Raw genomic sequence first — 16,226 nt, 5'->3', positions numbered from 1 at the left:
ACCGGCCTCAATAGCCCGCCTCGAGCGGCTCCCTACACTGGCGGCAAGCGCCGGCGCAACCACGCCGCGCCCCACCATCCACACCAAGGGAGCGACGCATGGAAGCCTTCAAGATCCTGTTCAGTACCAGCACCGGGCTGATGAGCCTGGGCGTGATCGTCTTCATCATCGGCATGGGCTGGTTCTTCGCCCGCATGTTCGCGCGCAAGATGCGCGAGGATGGTGAAGCGGCGAAGGCGCGCGACGCGGCGCAGCGGCGCTGACCCATGAATGACCGCCGGTTTGCTCCGCTCCTCCCCTGCGGGAGAGCGGAGCAAACCGGCGGACTTCCTTACTTCTTCTTCCCCAGCAAACTCCCCAGCACGCCCCGAATCAGCTCGCGCCCGACCTGCGAGCCGACCGTGCGTGCGGCCGACTTGGCCATCGATTCCAGGATCGAATCGCCGCGGCCGCTCTTGCCGGTGCCCTTGGTCAGCGTGCCGAAGATTTCGCCGGCGGTGCCGAGCCAGCCGCTGTCCTGCTCGCCTGCCGGCTGCCCGGACTGCGCGCCGCCCGCGCCCTTGCCGCCATTCGCCACCGTCGGCACGCTGCCGCGCAGCTTTTCATAGGCGGACTCGCGGTCGACGGTCTGCTCGTACGTGCCGGCCACCAGCGAGCTGGCGATCAGCTGCCTGCGCTCGTCCTCGGTCGCCGGGCCGATGCGGCTGCCGGGCGCCAGCACCCAGGCGCGCTCGGTCACGCAGGGCGTGCCCTTGGCGTCGAGGAACGACACCAGCGCCTCGCCCACGCCCAGTTCGCCGATGGCGGTTTCCAGGTCCAGCTTCGGGTTGGCGCGCATGGTGGTGGCCGCCACCTTGACCGCCTTCTGGTCGCGCGGGGTGAAGGCGCGCAGCGCATGCTGCACGCGGTTGCCCAGCTGCCCCAGCACCGTATCCGGGATATCGACCGGGTTCTGCGTGACGAAGTACACGCCCACGCCCTTGGAGCGCACCAGGCGCACCACCTGCTCGATCTTGTCGAGCAGCGCCTTGGGCGCATCGTTGAACAGCAGGTGGGCCTCGTCGAAGAAGAACACCAGCTTGGGCTTGTCCAGGTCGCCGGCCTCGGGCAGCTTTTCGAACAGTTCGGACAGCATCCACAGCAGGAAGGTCGCGTACAGCCGCGGCGAGTTCATCAGCTTGTCCGCGGCCAGGATATTGACCACGCCCTGGCCCTTGTCGGTCTGGATGAAGTCTTCAAGGTTCAGCATGGGCTCGCCGAAGAAGACATCGCCACCCTGCGACTCCAGCGCGATCAGCCCGCGCTGGATCGCGCCGACCGAGGCGGCCGAGATATTGCCGTATTCGGTGGTGAACTGGCTGGCGTTGTCGCCGACGTACTGCAGCATCGCGCGCAGGTCCTTGGCGTCGAGCAGCAGCAGGCCGTTGGCGTCGGCGATGCGGAACACCAGGTTCAGCACGCCCTGCTGCGTGTCGTTCAGCTCCAGCATGCGCGACAGCAGCAGCGGCCCCATGTGCGAGACCGTGGCGCGCACCGGGTGGCCCTTCTCGCCGAACACGTCCCACAGCGCGGTGGGGCACCCGCCCCACACCGGCTCGGGCAGGTTCAGGTCGGCCAGCCGCTGCTTGAGCTTGTCCGACGGCTGGCCGGGCTGCGAAATGCCGGTCAGGTCACCTTTGACATCGGCCATGAACACCGGCACGCCCAGGCGCGAGAACCCTTGCGCCAGCGTCTGCAGCGTGACGGTCTTGCCGGTGCCGGTGGCTCCCGTGATCAGCCCGTGCCGGTTGCCCATCTGCGGCAGCAGCACCAGTTCATGTTCGGCATTCTTGGCGATGAGGATGGGGTCGGCCATGATGTTCCTGGATTCCGTGAGGGTCGGTTGGGAGTCGAGCGAGTCCGGGCGGCGCGGGCAGGCCCGCGTGATAAAATCCTGGGCTGATTATAGCCAGCCGCCAGGCATACCCGTCACCTGGCGCGCGCCGCCCGCCCGCCTTGCCGATGCAGCCGCGGCGCGCCTGGCGACCCCGCACAACATCACCGCAGATCACCGCATTCCGCTTCGGAGAGAATCATGGCCGGTCACTCGAAATGGGCCAATATCAAACACAAGAAAGCCGCCGCCGACGCCAAGCGCGGCAAGATCTGGACCCGCCTGATCAAGGAAATCACCGTGGCCGCCAAGCTCGGCGGCGGTGATCCCGACTCCAACCCGCGCCTGCGCCTGTCCATGGACAAGGCCATGGACGCCAACATGCCCAAGGACAACATCCAGCGCGCGATCCAGCGCGGCGTGGGTGGCCTGGAAGGCGTGAACTACGAGGAAATCCGCTACGAGGGCTACGGCCTGAGCGGCGCCGCGATCATCGTCGACTGCCTGACCGACAACCGCACCCGCACCGTGGCCGAAGTGCGCCACGCGTTCTCCAAGCATGGCGGCAACATGGGCACCGAGGGCTCGGTGGCCTTCATGTTCACCCACTGCGGCCAGTTCCTGTTCGCTCCCGGTACGCCGGAAGACAAGCTGATGGAAGCCGCGCTGGAAGCCGGCGCCGACGATGTCGTCACCAACGACGACGGCTCGATCGAGGTCACCTGCCCGCCCAACGATTTTTCCGCGGTCAAGTCCGCGCTGGAAGCCGCCGGCTTCAAGGCGGAAGTTGCCGACGTGGTGATGAAGCCGCAGAACGAAGTCAGCTTCAGCGGCGACGACGCGGCCAGGATGCAGAAACTGCTCGACGCCCTGGAAAACCTGGACGACGTGCAGGAAGTCTTCACCAACGCGGTGATCGAAGACTAAAACGGTAACAAGCTCCCCAACGGCGGCAGCCCGGCCAACAAGACCCAGCTGCCGCCTTTTTGCATGCGTTTCTTTTCTGGCAGTGGATCATGAAAGTATTGGTTGTCGGCTCGGGTGGACGTGAACACGCGCTGGCCTGGAAATTGGCCCAGTCACCCAAGGTGCAGGTGGTGTACGTCGCCCCGGGCAACGGCGGAACCGCGCTCGACAAGCGCCTGCAGAATGTTCCGCTGACCGATCCCGAGGTCATCGCGGCGTTTGCCGAGCGCGAGGGCGTGGCTTTCACCGTGGTCGGCCCCGAGGCCCCGCTGGCCGCCGGCATCGTGGACATCTTCCGCGCCAAGGGACTGCGCATCTTCGGCCCCACCCAGGCCGCGGCGCAACTGGAATCGTCCAAGGATTTCGCCAAGGCGTTCATGCAGCGCCACGGCATCCCCACCGCCGCCTACCAGACCTTCGCCGACGCCGCCCAGGCGCACGCCTACATCGACGCGCAGGGCGCGCCGATCGTGATCAAGGCCGACGGCCTGGCCGCGGGCAAGGGCGTGGTGGTGGCGATGACGCTGGAAGAGGCGCACCAGGCCGTCGACATGATGCTCGACGGCAACAAGCTGGGCGACGCCGGCGCACGCGTGGTGATCGAAGAATTCCTGGAGGGCGAGGAAGCCAGCTTCATCGTGCTGGTCGACGGCAAGAACGTGCTGGCGCTGGCCACCAGCCAGGACCACAAGCGCCTGCTCGACGCCGACGCCGGCCCCAACACCGGCGGCATGGGCGCGTATTCGCCGGCGCCGGTGGTGACGCCCGCGCTGCACGCGCGCGCGCTGCGCGAGATCATCCTGCCGACGGTGCGCGGCATGGAGAAGGACGGCATCCCGTACACCGGCTTCCTGTACGCCGGCCTGATGATCGACCAGGACGGCAACCCGAAGACGCTGGAATTCAACTGCCGCATGGGCGATCCGGAAACCCAGCCGATCCTGGCGCGCCTGAAGACCGACCTGGTCGACGTGATGGAAGCCGCGGTCTCGGGCAAGCTCGACAGCATCGAGCTGGACTGGGACCGCCGCACCGCGCTGGGGGTGGTGATGGCGGCCCACGGCTATCCGGACGATCCGCGCAAGGGCGATGCCATCACCGGCATCCCGGCCGAAACCGACGACAGCGTGACCTTCCACGCCGGCACCACGCTCAAGGACGGCACCCTGCTGACCTCGGGCGGGCGCGTGCTGTGCGTGGTCGGCCTGGCCGACACCGTCAAGGCCGCGCAGCGCGCCGCCTATGCCGCGGTCGAGCAGATCCGCTTCGACGGCATGCAATACCGCACCGACATCGGCTACCGCGCCATCAAGCGCTGACTGGCCGCCGCCGGCCCCGGGCGACCAAGCGGCCGCCCAGCCGGTACAATCGTGACAATGCTGTGACGTACCCGGCAGCCGACTGGCTGCCGGAGTGCCATCCGGCCGGTCCATTCGTCGGTTTATCCGATTCAGCCAACCATGATCGATTCCCAGGCAGTCCGTGCCTATCTGCTCGGTCTGCAAGACCGCATCACCGATGCCATCGGTGCCATCGACGGCCAGCCGTTCCTGACCGACGCCTGGGAGAAACCGCCCACCGAACGCCTGCGCGGCAGCGGCCGCACCCGCATCCTGGAAGGCGGCGCGGTGATGGAACGCGCCGGCGTGGGCTTCTCGCATGTCAGCGGCGACACCCTGCCGCCGTCGGCCACGGCCAACCGTCCCGAACTGGCGGGGCGCAGCTTCGAGGCCATGGGCGTGTCGCTGGTGTTCCATCCGCGCAATCCCCATGTGCCGACGGTGCATATGAACGTGCGCTGCTTCCTGGCGCTCAAGCCGGGGGCGGAGCCGGTCTGGTGGTTCGGTGGCGGCATGGACCTGACGCCCTACTACGGCAACGCCGGTGACTGCACGCACTTCCACCGCACCTGCCAGCAGGCGCTGGCGCCCTTCGGCGACGAACTGTATCCGCGCTTCAAGCAGTGGTGCGACGAGTATTTCTTCCTGAAGCACCGCAACGAGGCGCGCGGCGTCGGCGGGATCTTCTTCGACGACTTCTCCGCGCTCGGCTTCGAGCGCAGCTTCGCCATGATGCAGGCGGTCGGCGACGCCTTCCTGGAGGCCTACCTGCCGATCCTGCAGGGCCGCAAGGACATGCCCTACGGCGAGCGCGAGCGCGATTTCCAGGCCTACCGGCGCGGGCGCTACGTCGAATTCAACCTGGTGTTCGACCGCGGCACGCTGTTCGGCCTGCAATCGGGCGGGCGCGCCGAGTCCATCCTGATGTCGATGCCGCCGCTGGCCGCCTGGCGCTATGACTGGCAACCGGAACCGGGCAGCCCCGAAGCGGCGCTGTACACCGATTTCCTGCCGGCGCGCGACTGGGCCTGACGGCTGACCCATGGCCCATCCCGCGCAATCCCGCATGCCCGCCGCCGACGCGGGCGCGTCGCCACAGCCCGGCGCCGACCGCCCCTACCGCCTGGGTATCCTGGGCGGCACCTTCGATCCGCCCCACGTCGGCCATCTGGCGCTGGCGCGTCTGTGCATCGACCATCTGGGCCTGGACGAGCTGGTATGGATTCCCACCGGCCAGTCCTGGCAGAAAGGCGACGACGTGACCCCGGCCGCCGACCGCCTGGCGATGACCGAGCTGGCCGCCGCTGCGCTCGGCGACAGCGGCGCCAAAGTCCGCGTCAGCCGCATGGAGGTGGATCGCGCCGGCCCCAGCTACACCATCGACACGGTGCGCCAGCTGCGCGACGAATACGGCCCCGAGGCCTCGCTGTGCTGGCTGATGGGCGCCGACCAGCTGCTGCGCCTGCACACCTGGCATGGCTGGCAGGAACTGTTCGCGCACGTGCACCTGTGCACCGCAACACGGCCGCGCTTTGCGCTGGCGGCGCTGGAGGGCCCGGTGCTGGCCGCGCTGGCCGAGCGCCAGGCCGACACGCACCTGATACAATGCACGCCCTCCGGCCGGATGTGGATCGACCAGACGCTCGCCGTCGACCTCTCTTCCACCCATCTGCGCCAGCGGCTGGCAGCCGGCGAGCCGGCAGATGACCAATTGCCGCCCGGCGTGGCACACTACATTGCCAGCCACGGGCTGTACCGCAACGCCCCGGCCCGGGCATGACCAGGGTTGCATCGACCCCGCGCCCACCCCCAAACCGATCTGAGCTGAACAAGAAGACACCCATGGATATTCGTAAACTGCAACGCGCCATCGTCGACGGCCTCGAGGATGTCAAAGCGCAGGACATCAAGGTGTACGACACCAGCCACCTGACGGAACTGTTCGACCGGGTGGTGATTGCCAGCGGCACATCCAACCGCCAGACCAAGGCGCTGGCAGCGTCGGTGCGGGATACGGTCAAGGAAGCGGGCGGCCATATCGTGGCGGTCGAAGGCCTGGAAACCGGCGAATGGGTGCTGGTCGACTGCGGCGACGCCGTGGTCCACATCCTGCAGCCGCAACTGCGCCTGTACTACAACCTCGAAGAGATCTGGGGCGACAAGCCGGTGCGCATGAAGCTGGCCGCCGGCGCCCGCCTGGCCAAGGCCAGCGAGCCCATGGACGAAGACGAAGACGAGGCCCCGGTGCGCACGGTGCGCCGCGCCAGCAACCTGCGCCCGGCGCTGGCGCGCCTGCCCGAAGGCATGAAGGAGCCGTCGCCGCCGATGGGCCACGAGGACACCGACGCGGACGCCATCGCCACCATCCGCAAGCCGGCCCGCAAGAGCGCCGCCAAGACCCCGGCCGGCAAGACCGCCGGCACCCGCGCCGCCGCGCCGCGCAAGACCGCCGCCGGCACCGCCGCGCGCAAGACCGCCACCAAGACCGCGGCAAAGAAGGCCCCGGCCAAGAAGGCACCGGCCAAGACCGCCGCAGCCAAGCCGGCCGCGCGCAAGCGCGCCACGCGCTCGGCCTGAGTCCGGTGCGCGGCCGTTGGGCGTCAGTCCGGCGGCCGCGCCGCATTACCGCATCGTCTGACCCATGCAACTGGTGATCGTGGCCGTCGGCCACAAGATGCCCGGCTGGATCGAAACCGGCTTCAGCGAATACGCCAAGCGCATGCCGCCCGAGCTGCGCATCGAGCTGCGCGAGGTCAAGCCGGAAACGCGCTCTTCCAGCAATAACGCCGCCACCGTGATGCAGCGCGAAGCCGCGCGCATCGAGTCGGTGCTGGGCAGCCTGTCGAAGCAGTGCCGGATCGTTGCGCTGGACGAGCGCGGCCGCGACTTCACCACGGTGCAACTGGCCGCGCAGCTGACCGACTGGCAGCGCGAGGGCGGCGACGTGGCGTTCCTGATCGGCGGCGCCGACGGGCTCGATCCCGCGCTCAAGGCCCGCGCCAGCACCCTGATCCGGCTGTCCAGCCTGACCCTGCCGCACGGCATGGTGCGCGTGCTGCTGGCCGAGCAGTTGTACCGTGCGTGGTCCGTCACGCAGAACCACCCCTACCATCGGGCCTGATCCCGGCCGTCGCCGGAAGGCCCCCGCCGCGATGCCCGACACCCTGCACGACTACCTCTACCTCGCCTCGCAAAGCCCGCGCCGCCGCGAGCTGCTGACCCAGCTCGGCGTGCGCTACGAACTGCTGCTGGCCGACGACGAGGAAGACGCCGAAGCGCTCGAAGCGGTGCTGCCCGGCGAGAGCCCCGACGACTATGTCCAGCGCGTGTGCGCGCTCAAGGCCGAGGCCGCGCTGCGCCGCCGCGAACGCCGCGCGCTGCCGGATGCGCCGGTGCTGACCTCGGACACCACGGTCTGCCTGGGCGGCCGCATCCTCGGCAAACCCGCCGACGGCGCCGACGCCGCGGCCATGCTGGGCGCGCTGGCGGGCACCACCCACCGCGTGCTGACCGCGGTGACGGTGGTGTCGGCCACCGGCATGCGCCATGCGCTGTCGGTTTCCGAAGTCACCTTCCGCCCGCTGCAGCCCGCCGAGATCGAGCGCTACGTCGCCAGCGGCGAGCCGCTGGGCAAGGCCGGCGCCTACGGCATCCAGGGCCGCGCGGCCGAGTTCGTGGCGCGGATTGCAGGCAGCTATTCAGGTATCATGGGCTTGCCCTTGTTTGAGACGGCGGCGTTACTTCGCCAGGCCCGCCTGCGGTTCTGAGCGGCGCCGCCGGTCAACCCTACCCTGCCCTGATCCCGCCGCTAATCCCGCCGTTTATCCGGCGCACATCGCGCCGGGCCACCGGCGACGCGTTTCACCCGCTATGACTGAAGACATACTCGTCAACATCACGCCCCAAGAGACCCGCGTCGCCATCGTGCAGCAGGCCGCCGTCCAGGAACTGCATGTCGAACGCACGCTTACGCGCGGGCTGGTCGGCAACATCTACCTGGGCAAGGTGGTGCGGGTGCTGCCCGGCATGCAGTCGGCCTTTATCGACATCGGCCTGGAGCGCGCCGCCTTCCTGCACGTGGCCGACATCTGGCATCCGCGCGACCCGGACCGCAACAACTCCACCCCGCAGCTCGCCATCGAGAAGACCCTGTTCGAAGGCCAGGCGCTGATGGTGCAGGTGATCAAGGACCCGATCGGCACCAAGGGAGCGCGGCTGTCGACCCAGGTCAGCATCGCCGGGCGCACGCTGGTGTACCTGCCGCAGGACCCGCATATCGGCATCTCGCAGCGCATCGAAGGCGAGGTCGACCGCGAGGCGCTGCGCAGCCGCGTGCAGGGGCTGGTGCCCGCCGACGAGCGCGGCGGCTTTATCGTGCGCACCATCGCCGAGGAAGCGACCGACGAGGAACTCGGCAACGATATCGCCTACCTGCGCAAGATCTGGGGCGCGATCCGCCAGAACGCCACCACCCTGCCCGCGCCCAGCCTGCTCTACCAGGACCTGAACCTGGCCCAGCGCGTGCTGCGCGACTTCATCAACGACGCCACCGGCGTGATCCAGATCGACTCGCGCGAGAACTACCAGATGCTGCTGGAGTTCGCCAAGGAATACACGCCGGCGGTGCTGCCGCGGCTGTCGCACTACACCGGCGAGCGGCCGATCTTCGACCTGTTCAATATCGACGCCGAGATCGAGAAGGCGCTGTCGCGCCGCGTCGACCTGAAGTCGGGCGGCTACCTGATGATCGACCAGACCGAGGCGATGACGACCATCGACGTCAACACCGGCGGCTACGTGGGCGCGCGCAACTTCGACGACACCATCTTCAAGACCAACCTGGAGGCGGCCCATACCATCGCGCGCCAGCTGCGGCTGCGCAACCTCGGCGGCATCATCATCATCGACTTCATCGACATGGAGAACGCCGAGCACCGCGACGCGGTGCTGTCCGAGCTCAAGCGCGCGCTGTCGCGCGACCGCACCCGCATCACCGTCAACAGCTTCTCGCAGCTGGGCCTGGTCGAGATGACGCGCAAGCGCACGCGCGAGTCGCTGGCGCATGTGCTGTGCGAACAATGCCCGGTGTGCCAGGGCAAGGGCCAGGTCAAGACGCCGCGCACGGTCTGCTACGACATCCTGCGCGAGATCATGCGCGAATCGCGCCAGTTCAACCCGCGCGAGTTCCGCATCCTGGCCTCGCAGGAAGTGATCGACCTGTTCCTGGAAGAGGAAAGCCAGCACCTGGCGATGCTGGGAGACTTCATCGGCAAGCCGATTTCGCTGCAGGTGGAATCGACCTTCCACCAGGAGCAGTACGACATCATCCTGATGTGAAGCGGCCGGCGCGAGCGCTGCCGGCATAGCGAAACAGCCCGCCAACCTGGCGGGCTGTTTCGCTTTACGGCCGGATCACGACGTGCGGGCTGATGACCAGCGCGGGTTCGGGCTGGTAATACACCGGCGGGGGCGGCGGCTGGTACACCACCGGACGGTCCTTGCACTTGCGCTCTTCCTTGTACTCGCCGTTGCCCTTCCACTTGCGCTTGATCTTGCAGTTGCCGACCCAGAATTCTTCCTTGTAGTCGTCGCCTTTGTAATAGCGGCCATAGTGCCGCCGATCGTAACGGTCATCGTCGTCCCAGTCGTCGTCGGCATGGGCGGCGGCGCAGAAGGAGCCGAGGAGCATGGGCAGGACCACAAGGGATACCAGGAGGCGGGGCTTCATGTCGGAACGGGCAAGCACAGGTTGGAGCGAGGCTAGCACGCGGGTGCGCACAGCAGTGTTTCAAGCTGTTTAAGAACGTAACCGCGATGCATCGACGGCGCCTGTCCGATGCCTTGCGCACGCTGACTTCTGGACTGGGGAATGGCCCTACCCCTTTTCCGTTTGCCATCCGCTATAACTAAGCGAAGGTAGTCAGCGGCCTTCGCACGGAGGCCGCACCCGGCTGTCCGCGCAAGCCGTTCGAGCGCGTATGGCCGGTCGGCAAGCAAGGAGTCCGGCATGAACGCCACGAACCATGGGGCCTGTGTGCTGGCCCTCCTGTTATCGGTGGCGTGCGCGCCATTGCCGATCGCCAGGCGCGCGCCGCCGCCACCGCCCGCAGCCAAGGTAGAAGTCCCCGAGGCGCCCAAGGAGCGCGCCACGCCGATCGCGCCCAAGGTCATCAACCTTGCCGCGGCGTGCAAGCGCACCGAGGAAGACGGCTTCCGCGAAGACGCGCTGATGGACGTCCAGGCCAACGAGGTGCGCGCGCTGAAATGGAAGCTGTGGGTATCGCGGCGCGGCAGTTGCGAATTCAACCTGGTGCAGTTCCGCCAGGTTCGCGCGACCCCGCACATCGAGCTGCAGGCGATCGACGGCAGCCAGTGCAAGCTGCTGGTCTGGCAGGATCCGCGCCGCGTCACGCTGGCCCATAACCGCTGCGAGAAGTACTGCACGCCCGGCATCTACGAGCAGGCGTGGCCGGTACTGTTCGATCCCAAGAGCGGTGCCTGCGCCGAAGTGCGCTGAGCCACCCGGCGCCGCGGCACCGCGGCGCCGCTACTTCGCCTTCGGTACCCGGCCCATCAGGTAGAACTCGTCGTTCGGGCGCATGCCGATGGTATTGGCCATGCGGTTGGACAGGCCGAAGAACGCGGTGATCGCGGCAATATCCCAGGCGTCCTCGTCGGAAAAGCCGTGCGCGCGCAGCGCGTCGAAATCGGCCTCGCCGACTGCATGCGAAGCGGTGCAGACCTTCATGGCGAAGTCGAGCATGGCGCGCTGGCGCGGCGGGATGTCGGCCTTCAGGTAGTTCACCGCGACCTGGTCCGCAACCAGCGGCTTCTTCTCGTAGATGCGCAGGATCGCGCCATGCGCCACCACGCAATACAGGCACTGGTTGGCGGCGGACGTGGCCACCACGATCATCTCGCGCTCGCCCTTGGTCAGGCCGCCGTCCTTGAGCATCAGCGCATCGTGATAGGCGAAGAAGGCGCGGAATTCATCCGGACGGTACGCCAGCGCCAGAAAGACGTTGGGAACGAAGCCGGCCTTCTCCTGGACTTCCAGGATGCGCGCGCGGATATCGTCGGGGAGGTCGGCCAGCGCCGGGACGGCGTAGCGGCTGATCGGGAATGCCGTGTCTGACATGGTGGTCTCCGGTTGGAATGGCATCATCATCGTGAGGCTTCTGGAACCAATACTAACGGATCGCGCGCCAGCCGGCGGGCCGCATGTTGCCCATGCATCGCACGGACACAGGTCCGCCGGATCAGGCATACTACGCACCTTCCGAACCAGGCGGCCCCCCTGGCCGCGCTATTGTTCCCGATGAAACGTATTCTCATCGTCAAGCTGACCTCGCTCGGCGACATGGTGTTCACCCAGCCACTGGTGGCTGACCTGCAGCGCGCCTTTCCCGGCGTCAAGATCGACTGGATCGCCGACTCCTATTGCGCCGACGTGCCGCGCTGGAATCCCAATATCGAGCGCGTGATCGCCGCACCGCTGCGCGGCTTCAAGAAGGCGCGCAGCTTGGCCGGCCTGCGGGAGATCTTCGGTGCCCTGCGCGCCTTGCGCCGCGAGAAATACGACGCGGTGCTGGACGTCCACGGCGTCTACAAGAGCGCCATCGTCACTTTCCTCGCCCGCACGCGCCATCGCTATGGCTACCCGGTCCAGGAACTGGGCGAGAGCGGCGCGCGCTTCGCCTACAACCATGTGTTCCAGCCGTTCGTGGAAGAGGACTGCGCGCGCAACCGCATGCGGCGCGCGGTCAGCCGCGCGCTCGGCTACGAAATGACCCGGGAGATGGATTACGGCCTGGAAATGCCGGCGGACACGCCCGCTGCGGCCGGCAAGGGCCCCTACGCGATGCTGTTCCACGCCACTTCCAGCGAAGAAAAGAAGTGGCCGGTGGCCGACTGGATCAGCGTGGGCAGCGCCATCTCCGCGCGCGGGCTGCGCGTGCTGGTGCCCTGGGGCAATGACGCCGAGCGCCTGGAAGCCGAAACCATCGCCGCCAGCGTGCCCGGCGCCGAGGTGATGCCGCGCCTGAGCATCACCGGCGTGGCGCAGATGGTGGGCAAGGCCTCGCTGGTGGTCGGCATGGACACCGGCTTCGTGCATATTGCCGACGCGCTGCGCCGGCCGACCGTGATCCTGTTCACGACCACCTCGCGCCACCTGTACGGCGTCGATGCGCCGGGCCGCGCGGTGTCGCTGGGCGGCGGCGGCGTGGTGCCGCAACGGGACGAGGTGCTGGCCGCCATCGACGAAGTGCTGCCCCGGGTCACTTCGACCAACTGATCCCGCCGCCACGGCGACAAAAAAGGGCCGGTGCATTCGCACCGGCCCTTTTTGCTGGATGGTCCGCAACCGCCTAATGGCTGGCGAACTGGATCCGGTGCAGCCCGGCGTACAGGCCATTGGCCGCGAGCAGCTGCGCGTGGGTGCCGGTCTCGGCGACACGGCCGTGGTCGAGCACGGCGATGCGGTCGGCATTCTCGATGGTCGACAGCCGGTGCGCGATCACCAGCGTGGTGCGGCCCTTCATCAGCTCTTCCAGCGCCGCCTGCACCTGGCGCTCCGATTCCGAGTCGAGCGCCGAGGTGGCCTCGTCCAGGATCAGGATCGGCGCATCCTTGTACAGCGCGCGCGCAATCGCCAGGCGCTGGCGCTGGCCGCCGGACAGCTTCATGCCGTTGTCGCCGATATTGGTCTGCACGCCCTCGGGCAGGCCCTTGATGGTTTCGGTCAGGTAGGCCGCCGCCAGCGCGCGCTCGACGCGGGCCATGTCGATCTCGCTGTCAGGCTGCGCGCCATAGGCCACATTGGCCGCGACCGTGTCGTTGAACAGGACCACGTCCTGGCTGACGAAGGCGATCTGGTTGCGCAGGTCCTTGAGCGCCAGCTCGGTCAGCGGCACGCCGTCGAGCAAGATGCGACCGGAGGTGGGATCGAAGAAGCGCGGCACCAGGTTGACCAGCGTGGTCTTGCCGCTGCCCGACGGTCCCACCAGCGCCACCACCTCGCCCGGGCTGACGCGCAGGTCGATGCCCTCCAGCGCGGCGCGCGGCGCCTCGCCATAGCGGAAGCCGACCTGCTCGAAGGCCAGTTCGCCGCGGGCGCGGGCGAGCGGCTTGCCGCCATCCTGCGGCTCGACCGGTTCGTCGATCAGACGGAAGATCATCTCGGCGGCGGTGATGCCGCGCGTCAGCGGCTGGTTGATGTCGGTCAGGTGCTTGAGCGGCGAGATCAGCAGCAGCATCGCCATCACAAAGCCGGTAAAGCCGCCCACCGTGGTCTGGTTGGCCTGCGCCTGCACCATCGCAATGGTGATGATCACCGACAGTGCCAGCGCGGCCAGGAAGGCCGTGACCGGCTGGTTCAGCCCGCCGGCCACCGCCATGCGCATGGAGTAGTTCTTGAGCCGCTCGGCCACGGTGCGGAAGCGCCGCAGTTCATAGGCCTCGCCGCCATGCAGCTTGACCACCTTGTAGCCGCCCACGGCTTCTTCGACCACGTAGGCGGCGTTGTTGGTATAGGTCTGGTGATCGCGGTTGAGCTTGCGCAGCCGGCGGTTGATCTTCGACATCAGGTAGCCGATCACCGGCAGGATCACCGCGACGATCAGCGTCAGGCGCCAGTTGGTGTAGAACAGGTAGATCAGCAGCGCGACAACCGTGAGCGAATCGCGCACCAGCGTGATGAACACGCTGGTCAGGATCTGCAGCACCTGGTTGACCTCGAAGATCACCGCGTTGATCAGCGACGCCGCGGTATTGCGGTGGTAGAACGACGCCGGCGCCTGCAGCAGGCGCTCGAACATCTGCAGCCGCATCTTCAGCAGCACGCGGTTCGAGATCAGGTTGAGCAGGTAGCCCGACGCAAACTGCGCGACGCCGCGGATCAGCGCCACGCCGGTCAGGATCGCCGGCACATGCCACAGCGTGCCGGCGTAGTCGCCGCCGAAGCCTTTGTCGAGCAGGTCGTTGACGACCTTGGGGATCACCCCTTCGCTGGCGGCCACCACCGCCATGGCGAGGATGGCGCCGATAAAGATGCGCAGCTCGGGGCGCAGGTAAGACCAGAGCCGGCTGGCCATGCTGGACGGCACGGCGGCACCTGGCGAGATGGGCGGTTTGGATGTGGTCACTGGGTTTTCTTCTGGGTGATGGCGGCGTTGCGGCACCAGGGCGCGGCGCTAGCCCGGCCGCTTCTGGCGCGCGACGCGCAGGAAGGGCCTGACGAAGACCTGGAACAGGAAGCGCTGGTAGACATAGCGGCGCAGATAATAGCCGACACTGCGGCGCGCCTTGTCGGTGGCGTCGAGGTCGGCGCGATGCGTTTCCAGCGACGAGGCCTCGGCCAGTTCGGTCAGGCCGATGCAATACGGGACCACGGCGCGCACCGACACCAGGCCGCGCCGCTCGAACGCGGACCAGTAGTCGGCCGCGCACCAGGTCGGCTGCAGCCCGGCCACCAGCCGCTCGGCGGCGGCGCGGGTGACGACATAGCCATGGGCGCGCCACCATTCGCCATAGCGTCGCACCAGCTTGCGCCGCGGGCCCAGCGGCCGGATGCCCCAGCGGGTGAATTTGTCGACATGCGACAGCAGCACGACGTCCGGGCGGGCGGGATCCATCTGCGAGGCCAGCGCCTCGAGCACGGCCGGCACGTCATCGCCGAGCAGCGCGTCGTCTTCCAGCACCAGCGCCAGGCTGGCGCCGTCCTCGAGCATCTTGCGGTAGACCCCCAGATGGCTCAGCGCGCAGCCGATCTCGCCGCGGCTCATGGGGCGGTAGCTGGTGCTGGCGGCCTGCGCATCGTAGCGGCGCGTGACCTCGTCCTCGGCGAGCGCGCGTCCGTTCACCGCGGGAAACACCTGGAACGGCACGCCGAGCCGCGTCAGCTGGCCGGCAATGCGCTGGCGACGCGCCTCGGCGCTTTCGAGATTGATCACATAGGCGCCGATCATGCCGCCACCGCCCATGCGTCCTGGCCGATCCGGCGTGAAAGGGAGATCGATGCGGCACACGCCACCAGGGATAAAACCGTTTCCATCCCTGTGAATCGGGACCAATGTGCTCGTGTCATCAATTTGGCAACTGAGATCTGGGCTTCGGCGCGCCCGGCGCGCACCGGCATTCGAGGGCAAGCGGCTGCGGGGCCACTGCGCCGGTGCGGTAGAATACGCGCTCTTCCATCAGCGCCCGGCTGGCGGCGACGCCGGCGGCTGGCCGGTCTGGCCCGGACGGGGCGCGCCCCTACGTTCCATGAAAGTCTCCGCCGTCATCATTACCAGGAATGAAGCTCACAATATCGGGCCATGCCTTGAAAGCGTGTCCTGGTGCGAAGAGGCGATTATAGTGGATTGGGCCAGCACGGACGACACGGTGGCGATCGCGCGTGCCGCCGGCGCCACCGTGATCCAGACCGACGACTGGCCCGGCTTCGGCCCGCAGAAAAACCGCGCGGTCCAGGCCGCCAGCGGCGACTGGATCCTCAGCCTGGACGCCGATGAACGCGTCACCCCCGCGCTGCGCGACGAAATCCTGCACCACTTGCAGCAAGCCGATGCCCGGGCGCTGGCGCTGCCGCGCCTGTCTGCGTTCTGCGGCACCTTCGTGCGCCATGCCGGCTGGTATCCGGACTATGTCACCCGGGTGTTCCGCAAGGGCCGCGGCCGCTTCACCGACGATCTCGTGCACGAACACCTGAAGGTGGACGACCCGGTCACGCGGCTGCGCGAGCCGCTGGTGCACTACAGCTACCGCTCGCTGTCGGACGTGCTGCGCAAGATCGACAGCTATTCCAGCGCCGGCGCGCAGCAGGCCTATGCCCGCGGCAAGCGCAGCTCGGTCGCGTCGGCGGCGGGCCACGGCCTGTGGGCGTTCGTGCGCACCTACCTGCTCAAGCGCGGCTTCCTCGACGGCGGCGCCGGGTTCGGCGTCGCGCTGATGAATGCGCAGGCCAGCTACTACAAGTACGCCAAGCTGGCGCAGCTGCACGCCGCGGCGGAAAACAAGGCGGCCGGCTGAAGCGCCCGAGGTGGCCA

General features: G+C 67.9%; 17 protein-coding genes. 12 read left to right on the top strand and 5 right to left on the bottom strand.

The genetic code is table 11. The features are described 5' to 3' along the window. Positions 1-98 precede the first annotated feature (98 nt). Entirely contained in the window at positions 99-263 is a 165-nt protein-coding gene (locus FHX60_RS17315; RefSeq protein WP_092308258.1) for a DUF3149 domain-containing protein, read from the top strand. A gap of 68 nt (positions 264-331) precedes the next feature. Here FHX60_RS17315 and FHX60_RS17310 read toward each other — a convergent pair whose 3' ends face one another. Next, entirely contained in the window at positions 332-1,855 is a 1,524-nt protein-coding gene (locus FHX60_RS17310) for a helicase HerA-like C-terminal domain-containing protein (RefSeq protein ID WP_112773522.1), read from the bottom strand. A 219-nt stretch (positions 1,856-2,074) separates the two neighbouring features. On the opposite strand from FHX60_RS17310, the gene FHX60_RS17305 reads away from it, so the two are divergent. From FHX60_RS17305 to rng, 8 genes are all read left to right on the top strand, one after another. Next, entirely contained in the window at positions 2,075-2,800 is a 726-nt protein-coding gene (locus FHX60_RS17305; RefSeq protein WP_092308254.1) for a YebC/PmpR family DNA-binding transcriptional regulator, read from the top strand. 89 nt (positions 2,801-2,889) lie between these two features. Then, complete coding sequence (gene purD, locus FHX60_RS17300; protein WP_092308252.1) at positions 2,890-4,158, top strand: phosphoribosylamine--glycine ligase; 1,269 nt, start codon at positions 2,890-2,892, stop codon at positions 4,156-4,158. 141 nt (positions 4,159-4,299) lie between these two features. Then, positions 4,300-5,211, top strand: coding sequence for an oxygen-dependent coproporphyrinogen oxidase (gene hemF, locus FHX60_RS17295; protein ID WP_183284010.1), 912 nt, complete (start codon positions 4,300-4,302; stop codon positions 5,209-5,211). A gap of 10 nt (positions 5,212-5,221) precedes the next feature. After that, positions 5,222-5,959, top strand: a complete 738-nt coding sequence (locus FHX60_RS17290; protein WP_183284009.1) for a nicotinate-nucleotide adenylyltransferase — start codon at positions 5,222-5,224, stop codon at positions 5,957-5,959. Between the two features lie 62 nt (positions 5,960-6,021). Further along, positions 6,022-6,756, top strand: a complete 735-nt coding sequence (gene rsfS / locus FHX60_RS17285) for a ribosome silencing factor (protein WP_092308246.1) — start codon at positions 6,022-6,024, stop codon at positions 6,754-6,756. Between the two features lie 64 nt (positions 6,757-6,820). Next, entirely contained in the window at positions 6,821-7,300 is a 480-nt protein-coding gene (rlmH, locus tag FHX60_RS17280; RefSeq protein WP_092308244.1) for a 23S rRNA (pseudouridine(1915)-N(3))-methyltransferase RlmH, read from the top strand. A gap of 31 nt (positions 7,301-7,331) precedes the next feature. Continuing rightward, positions 7,332-7,946, top strand: coding sequence for a Maf family protein (locus tag FHX60_RS17275; RefSeq protein WP_116602408.1), 615 nt, complete (start codon positions 7,332-7,334; stop codon positions 7,944-7,946). Between the two features lie 103 nt (positions 7,947-8,049). After that, complete coding sequence (rng, locus tag FHX60_RS17270) at positions 8,050-9,516, top strand: ribonuclease G (RefSeq protein WP_092308241.1); 1,467 nt, start codon at positions 8,050-8,052, stop codon at positions 9,514-9,516. 64 nt (positions 9,517-9,580) lie between these two features. Here rng and FHX60_RS17265 read toward each other — a convergent pair whose 3' ends face one another. Beyond that, complete coding sequence (locus FHX60_RS17265) at positions 9,581-9,907, bottom strand: hypothetical protein (protein WP_183284008.1); 327 nt, start codon at positions 9,905-9,907, stop codon at positions 9,581-9,583. A gap of 279 nt (positions 9,908-10,186) precedes the next feature. Between FHX60_RS17265 and FHX60_RS17260 the strand changes: the two genes are divergently transcribed. Next, complete coding sequence (locus FHX60_RS17260) at positions 10,187-10,696, top strand: hypothetical protein (protein ID WP_092308237.1); 510 nt, start codon at positions 10,187-10,189, stop codon at positions 10,694-10,696. A gap of 30 nt (positions 10,697-10,726) precedes the next feature. On the opposite strand, the gene FHX60_RS17255 is transcribed toward FHX60_RS17260, so the two are convergent. Further along, positions 10,727-11,317, bottom strand: coding sequence for a peroxidase-related enzyme (locus FHX60_RS17255; protein ID WP_183284007.1), 591 nt, complete (start codon positions 11,315-11,317; stop codon positions 10,727-10,729). Positions 11,318-11,497: 180 nt separating this feature from the next. On the opposite strand from FHX60_RS17255, the gene waaC reads away from it, so the two are divergent. After that, the gene (waaC, locus tag FHX60_RS17250; protein WP_183284006.1) at positions 11,498-12,475 is read left to right on the top strand and encodes a lipopolysaccharide heptosyltransferase I; all 978 of its coding nucleotides are present in this window, start codon (positions 11,498-11,500) and stop codon (positions 12,473-12,475) included. Positions 12,476-12,548: 73 nt separating this feature from the next. Here the strand turns inward: waaC and msbA are convergent, their stop codons facing one another. After that, positions 12,549-14,273, bottom strand: a complete 1,725-nt coding sequence (gene msbA, locus FHX60_RS17245; RefSeq protein ID WP_181486954.1) for a lipid A export permease/ATP-binding protein MsbA — start codon at positions 14,271-14,273, stop codon at positions 12,549-12,551. A gap of 99 nt (positions 14,274-14,372) precedes the next feature. Next, on the bottom strand, positions 14,373-15,146 hold the full coding sequence (locus FHX60_RS17240; RefSeq protein ID WP_112773895.1) for a glycosyltransferase family 25 protein: 774 nt from the start codon (positions 15,144-15,146) through the stop codon (positions 14,373-14,375). A 298-nt stretch (positions 15,147-15,444) separates the two neighbouring features. On the opposite strand from FHX60_RS17240, the gene FHX60_RS17235 reads away from it, so the two are divergent. Continuing rightward, positions 15,445-16,209, top strand: coding sequence for a glycosyltransferase family 2 protein (locus FHX60_RS17235; protein WP_092308230.1), 765 nt, complete (start codon positions 15,445-15,447; stop codon positions 16,207-16,209). Positions 16,210-16,226: the final 17 nt, after the last annotated feature.

Origin of the sequence: Cupriavidus alkaliphilus, assembly GCF_014191175.1 — a bacterium.
GTDB lineage: Bacteria > Pseudomonadota > Gammaproteobacteria > Burkholderiales > Burkholderiaceae > Cupriavidus > Cupriavidus alkaliphilus.
This window is presented reverse-complemented; position numbering and strand designations above follow the sequence as displayed.

What these genes read in the sequence shown, in the direction of transcription:
- waaC (WP_183284006.1), top strand. Translation starts at nt 11,498, where the DNA reads ATGAAACGTATTCTCATCGTCAAGCTGACCTCGCTCGGCGACATGGTG.
- rlmH (WP_092308244.1), top strand. Translation starts at nt 6,821, where the DNA reads ATGCAACTGGTGATCGTGGCCGTCGGCCACAAGATGCCCGGCTGGATC.
- FHX60_RS17260 (WP_092308237.1), top strand. Translation starts at nt 10,187, where the DNA reads ATGAACGCCACGAACCATGGGGCCTGTGTGCTGGCCCTCCTGTTATCG.
- FHX60_RS17255 (WP_183284007.1), bottom strand. Translation starts at nt 11,317, where the DNA reads ATGTCAGACACGGCATTCCCGATCAGCCGCTACGCCGTCCCGGCGCTG.
- hemF (WP_183284010.1), top strand. Translation starts at nt 4,300, where the DNA reads ATGATCGATTCCCAGGCAGTCCGTGCCTATCTGCTCGGTCTGCAAGAC.
- FHX60_RS17235 (WP_092308230.1), top strand. Translation starts at nt 15,445, where the DNA reads ATGAAAGTCTCCGCCGTCATCATTACCAGGAATGAAGCTCACAATATC.
- FHX60_RS17310 (WP_112773522.1), bottom strand. Translation starts at nt 1,855, where the DNA reads ATGGCCGACCCCATCCTCATCGCCAAGAATGCCGAACATGAACTGGTG.
- FHX60_RS17315 (WP_092308258.1), top strand. Translation starts at nt 99, where the DNA reads ATGGAAGCCTTCAAGATCCTGTTCAGTACCAGCACCGGGCTGATGAGC.
- FHX60_RS17275 (WP_116602408.1), top strand. Translation starts at nt 7,332, where the DNA reads ATGCCCGACACCCTGCACGACTACCTCTACCTCGCCTCGCAAAGCCCG.
- rng (WP_092308241.1), top strand. Translation starts at nt 8,050, where the DNA reads ATGACTGAAGACATACTCGTCAACATCACGCCCCAAGAGACCCGCGTC.
- FHX60_RS17240 (WP_112773895.1), bottom strand. Translation starts at nt 15,146, where the DNA reads ATGATCGGCGCCTATGTGATCAATCTCGAAAGCGCCGAGGCGCGTCGC.
- FHX60_RS17290 (WP_183284009.1), top strand. Translation starts at nt 5,222, where the DNA reads ATGGCCCATCCCGCGCAATCCCGCATGCCCGCCGCCGACGCGGGCGCG.
- rsfS (WP_092308246.1), top strand. Translation starts at nt 6,022, where the DNA reads ATGGATATTCGTAAACTGCAACGCGCCATCGTCGACGGCCTCGAGGAT.
- purD (WP_092308252.1), top strand. Translation starts at nt 2,890, where the DNA reads ATGAAAGTATTGGTTGTCGGCTCGGGTGGACGTGAACACGCGCTGGCC.
- FHX60_RS17265 (WP_183284008.1), bottom strand. Translation starts at nt 9,907, where the DNA reads ATGAAGCCCCGCCTCCTGGTATCCCTTGTGGTCCTGCCCATGCTCCTC.
- FHX60_RS17305 (WP_092308254.1), top strand. Translation starts at nt 2,075, where the DNA reads ATGGCCGGTCACTCGAAATGGGCCAATATCAAACACAAGAAAGCCGCC.
- msbA (WP_181486954.1), bottom strand. Translation starts at nt 14,273, where the DNA reads ATGGCCAGCCGGCTCTGGTCTTACCTGCGCCCCGAGCTGCGCATCTTT.